Raw genomic sequence first — 5,374 nt, forward strand, 5'->3', positions numbered from 1 at the left:
GGTAAGACGAAAGGGTAACATCGGGGAATCTCCTTTGGTTTTTGGATAAAGTGAAACTATGGAGATACCCCGATTGAATCCTTACTTTCAAGTGATTCTCAGAAATTCTTTTTCATGAGGTCTATAGTTGCGTATACAATTGCGCTACTTGCATCATTGATCAAGACCCAAGCTCCGAAAAGGGCGCTTGATTTGAGAAGTATCTGGGCAAAACAGACTGTTTCCAGCAACCTTGATAATCAGCTTACTTTAATCGCCAAGGCTGCATTCGATGTCATTGTTTCTCCCAGCCAGGGATTCCAGAATGTGACGGAATGGTGTAAGAAGGAAATCTGCTGGCAGCGGGTACGCGAAAGCGATGTACAACTTAACCGTACATTTATTCGGGAATTGATTGGCGGGGATGAAGTGCAGGTTGTAAAAAAAGATGCACGGACTCAGCAACAAATCAATTCAGGGATCGAAGCCCAGACAACAGTCGTCACTTTAGGTGCAGCATACTGGTCAAGGCTCGGCGAATGGGGAAGACAAAATAAACTGTTATCCGCTAATGATGAAAAACTGCTGAAAGTTGCATCCAGGATTCCCAAAGCCATTCCAACCGACTGGCAAAGTGTAGCCCTTCTTTCAATCTTACAACGAATGGAAGAGGAGGGCTTTCATACGGAATAGCCCGGAGAATTTTAACCTCATTTACGCTCTGAAGTTTTTCAATTTATAAAATCGCATTAAAATTTTAGCGGTCTATTCGTTTCTTAGCGCCTCCATCGGGTTAATCCGGGTTGCGCGGCGCGCAGGAATGTAACACGCCAGCAGTGCTACACCGAGCAAAACCACAGTGACCGCCGAATAGGTCAATAAATCAGTCCCGCTTACGCCAAAGAGCAAACTCTTCATTAACCGCGCCAGCATCAAAGCGGCGAAGATGCCGATACCAATACCAATCAATGTCAACCTGGTTCCCTGCGCCATTGTCAGTTTCAAAATGTCTGCGGGTCGCGCGCCGAGCGCCTGTCGTATACCGATTTCGCGTGTGCGTTGCGAAATCGCATACGCCATCACCCCGTAAATGCCAATCGCTGCAAGCGCCAGGGCGAGCGCGCCGAAGATGCCGAAAATCATCGCCGTGATGCGCGCCGGCATTAACGCCAGTCCCAGCTTTTCCGCAAGCGTCAGAGTCGATAACGGCATATGCGAATCCTTCTGTTGCACTTCGTTGCGAACCACTGCCAACAGTTTTTGCGGGTCGCTCGCGGCGCGCACCACCAGCGTCGTGCTGCCTGCATACGCCTGTTGCATCGGGCGACAAACATAAGGTTGCGGCTCTTCGCCAAGCCCCGCATATTTGCCGTCTTCGATAATGCCGACAATCTGCATCAGCGGCGCGGTCGCCGCGCCTTGACGAAAACGTTTGCCGAGCGCCGCTTCGCCGGCAAAGAATCGCCGCGCAAAGGTTTGGTTGACAATCGCGACCGGCAGCGCGTTTTCATCGTCCTGCTCGGTGAAATCGCGCCCCTGCAAAATTCGCGTGCCCATAGCTTGCAAATAGTTTGGACTGATGCGACTCATCATGGCTCTTGGCGCATTTGATGCGCGTTCCGGCGTTTGCCCTTCAATGAAAACTGCGCCCCTAGCGAAATGCAAATCCACGGGCGCGAGGTCAACGATTCCCACGTCCTGCACACCCGGCAAAGTTCGTACACGTTCCAATATCTGTTTCTGAAATTCGCGACCACGCGCATTGTCATAGCCCTGCAAGCGTAAATCGAAAGATAGCGTGACCGCATTTTGCGGATTAAATCCAAGTGTGATTGCCTGGGTTTGTTGCAAGGCGCGCAGCATCAATCCGCCGCCGATGAGCAACATAATCGACAGCGCCACCTGTAAGACAATTAAACTATTTTTCCACCACGAACGCCGGTAACTGCCAAGCGCCGTTTCAGCTTTTAACGCCGTCAGTAAATCAATTTTGGTGGTTTGCAAAGCGGGCAATAAGCCAAACGTCATGCCGGTTGCCAGCGAAGTCAAAAAGGTAAAAAGCAACACGCGATAATCGATGTGCAGGTCTATCAACAAAGGAAAATCCACCGGCAGTTGAAAGCCGCTCATCAATTCCACGAGCCAGTAAGCCAGCAGTAAGCCAACCGCGCCGCTCATTATTGCCAGCAACAGGCTTTCGGTCATGAGTTGCCAGATGACGCGGCGACGACTGGCACCCAGAGCTAACCGCACAGCAATCTCTTTACGCCGTTCGGCGGCACGCGCCAACAGTAAATTTGCGAGATTGGTACAGGCAAGCAGCAAAACGAAGGCAACCACCACCAGAACGATTCCCAGGAAACCCAAAAGCCGGTCAATCATCATCCCGCCCATCAGTCCCGCGCCGGGCGCAGATAAAGCGATGCGCTTGCCTTCATTGATTTCCGGATATTCGCCTTCGAGGTCTGCGGCAATCGCGTTAAGCGCAGTTTGAGCCTGTTCGATGCTGACACCGGCTTTGAGTCGCCCCTGCACGAGGGTCAATTCGGTGCCGCGTTTATCGAGCCAGGGGTTGCCGGTTTCAATCTCTGATTGCATCGCCATAGGAAACCACAATTGCGGCTCGGCGATAATTTCGGTGCCAAAGAAGCCCGGCGGCGCAACCCCGATAATGGTGAAACTGCGACCATTGACAATCACATCTTTGCCGATAATAGCGTTTGCGCCGCCAAAGCGTTGCTGCCAGCATTTGTGGCTAATGACAGTGACCGGATGCGCGCCCGGCTGCCGGTCATCATCTTCGACAATCAATCGTCCAAGCGCCGCTCGCACACCGAGCACTGCAAAATAGTTGCCGGTCACAATATAACCCCACAGCTTGTCATTGGTGTTGTCATAGGTGACATTGAGCGGGACAAAGCGATAGCCAATGAGTCCCTCAAAAACCTGGTTGCGGTCGCGAAAATCTTTGTAGTTGGGATAGGAAAAGGTTGTCGATACTCTGAGCGCCGCAGCATTTTGTAAAGCGACGACTTGTTCGGGGCGTTCGATTGGCAAAGGGCGTAACGCGGCGGTGTTTACTAAACTGAAGATTGCCGTATTAGCGCCAATCCCCAGTCCCAGCGAGAGCAAAGCGATAATCGTAAATCCCGGACGCTTCCAGAGCATACGCAATCCGTAGCGCATATCTTGAATGAATTTTTCAAGCACTGATATTCCCCCTTATCGGTTTTGTCTGTGCGACCCCTCTGAGTTTGATAAGCAACTGTCGCGCACTGCTTGCGCAGACATTGCGGTTCGCAACTGGTCGCCGGCAGGCGTCTGAAAGCGGCTTTTCAGTTCTACTCTAACTTCACCCAAGTTGCTCTTCATTAACCCTTCCCATTAGACGCGCAATGCCGCCGTGTAACGGTCGCAGCATTCTATCAAAGTGGACTGAATCGCTCCTAATGCGCGGGTGATTTCTTTAAACTTCAAATAAAAATGTAATAGCCGGGAATTGTTGGAAGTGAATGAGCAGTGTAGGGCGTCTTGCTGCAAGTGGTGAACCCTGGGTTAAGCATTAGCCAAGTGATGTGCGAATTTCGAGTCCCACTTTTAATCACACCCTCTTCCCTCAATTTCAGTTTTACCTATTTTATTAGTGTAGGAGTTCTGCCAATGAAGATATATCCCTTTGAGTTTAAGTTTCATCGCAAGCTTGAACCGATGCGCGAGTTCGGCATCCAATCGCTCGGCTCGGTCTTGCCGGAACTTGAACAGTTCAGGGGAAACTCAAACGCCAACAAATATCTCTCGCGGGCTTCGCATGCCGCCGAAACCATTCGCAAATATCGCGGACAAGCCGTGCTCGGCAATCAACCGGTCAAGAACATCATCAACACGGGCTCGGCGATGGCGGCGGGGGTAGGGCAGTAACTCAAGCTGCGAAGTTGCCGTTACGAATCGCAGACGAGCCGACACTCAAACCACCACACCGCGTCACGCAAGACCGGCTGCCACAATTCAACTCGTAGCAATCACGCCAGCACGAACAATTAACGCCCGGACACCTCACTTTCAATTTTCGATTTTTGATGACGAAAAACTTTTCACCATCAATTAAGGAAATTAAAACCTTCCGGTTTATTAAATCCACGAAATCGGTTATAAGTGCAGTGCTTTAACCCAAACCTATTTCTTTTCCGGGAGATTTCAATGCGAAAATTTTTGCTGTTAGCCGCTGTTGTGGTTGTACTGCTGTCCTCTCCTTCACTGGCTCAAAATGAACGCGAGGTTTACATCGGATTCAAGGGGGGAATCAGCGTCCCTCAACTTAGCAGTAAACAAAGTAATGAGTTGAGTCGTGATTATAAATCGCGCCTGGCGCCAAACTTCGGCGGATTTGTCGAAGTCGGATTGAAAGAAAAACTTGCGTTTCAAGTTGAATTAAACTTTGCCGGACAAGGCGGCAAACGCGATGGCATTCAACCGATTTCAATTGCTCCCCCTGGACTGCCGACGCTTCCCGAAGGCTTCTATTACTATGGCGATTTTAAAAATGTCGCCAAGTTAAACTATCTGGAAGTGCCGCTAATGCTGAAATACAAATTCGGTGAACAGGATAAAAAGCGGCTATACCTGAACGGGGGCGTTTATTACGGCGGATTGCTGACCGCCAAACAGGTCACCAGTGGAAACAGCACCCTTTACCTTGACCGCGACGGAAAAATCCCCCTGCTGTTACCGCCAGCCGGAACCCCTTTGCCACCAATTTCATTTGATGCCACAACGGAGATTAAAAGCGACCTTCACAGCCATAACTTCGGATTAACGGGTGGTGGTGGCTTGGAGATTCCACACGGCAAAAATTACATCCAGATTGATGCCCGCATCGCTTACGGATTGACAACGCTTCAAAAAGATACCGTCAGGAACGGCAAGAGTAGAACGGGGAACTTTGTCATCTCAATCGGTTACGCTTTCGGTTTGAAATGAACAATTGATTGATTTCGTTGATTCTTAATTAATCCCGATGCTTTGCGGCTTGAATAAAAAATGTAATAGATAGACAAGAAAATGAATGGGCCGTGTAGGGATCGAACCTACGACCTTGGGATTAAGAGTCCCCTGCTCTACCAACTGAGCTAACGGCCCCTCTCTATGCAGAGGTTGCAAAAAGCGTTTGAAAAAGAACCGTCATTCTAGCTTACTCGTCAAAAACCTGACAAGCGCCCCGGCTTAAATTTTATTTGCCCTGGCGAATTTCTGATTTGACCTTAATTCATCATGGCTTTGTTGCATAAAGCAGGGAGACGATAGTGCTGGTATTCTTGATTTGTGAAGAAAAAAAACACCAAACGCACTTATCGCCTCCGCAACTGGAAACAATATAACGCGGCTCTCGTGCGACGCG

The 5,374-nt window shown here is 49.8% G+C and carries 4 protein-coding genes and 1 tRNA gene; 3 read left to right on the forward strand and 2 right to left on the reverse strand.

The features are described 5' to 3' along the window. Positions 1–114 precede the first annotated feature (114 nt). Complete coding sequence (locus AB1757_31145; protein MEW6131525.1) at positions 115–672, forward strand: AIPR family protein; 558 nt, start codon at positions 115–117, stop codon at positions 670–672. A gap of 72 nt (positions 673–744) precedes the next feature. Here the strand turns inward: AB1757_31145 and AB1757_31150 are convergent, their stop codons facing one another. Beyond that, positions 745–3,189, reverse strand: a complete 2,445-nt coding sequence (locus tag AB1757_31150; GenBank protein ID MEW6131526.1) for an ABC transporter permease — start codon at positions 3,187–3,189, stop codon at positions 745–747. 450 nt (positions 3,190–3,639) lie between these two features. Between AB1757_31150 and AB1757_31155 the strand changes: the two genes are divergently transcribed. After that, a complete protein-coding gene (locus AB1757_31155; protein ID MEW6131527.1) occupies positions 3,640–3,897 on the forward strand; it encodes a hypothetical protein in 258 nt (85 codons plus the stop codon). Positions 3,898–4,176: 279 nt separating this feature from the next. Further along, positions 4,177–4,956 (forward strand): porin family protein, encoded by a 780-nt coding sequence (locus AB1757_31160; GenBank protein ID MEW6131528.1) that lies wholly within the window; start codon positions 4,177–4,179, stop codon positions 4,954–4,956. 86 nt (positions 4,957–5,042) lie between these two features. On the opposite strand, the gene AB1757_31165 is transcribed toward AB1757_31160, so the two are convergent. After that, a tRNA-Lys gene (locus AB1757_31165) sits at positions 5,043–5,115 on the reverse strand. Positions 5,116–5,374: the final 259 nt, after the last annotated feature.

It is taken from the genome of Acidobacteriota bacterium (genome assembly GCA_040754075.1).
Lineage (GTDB): Bacteria > Acidobacteriota > Blastocatellia > UBA7656 > UBA7656 > JBFMDH01.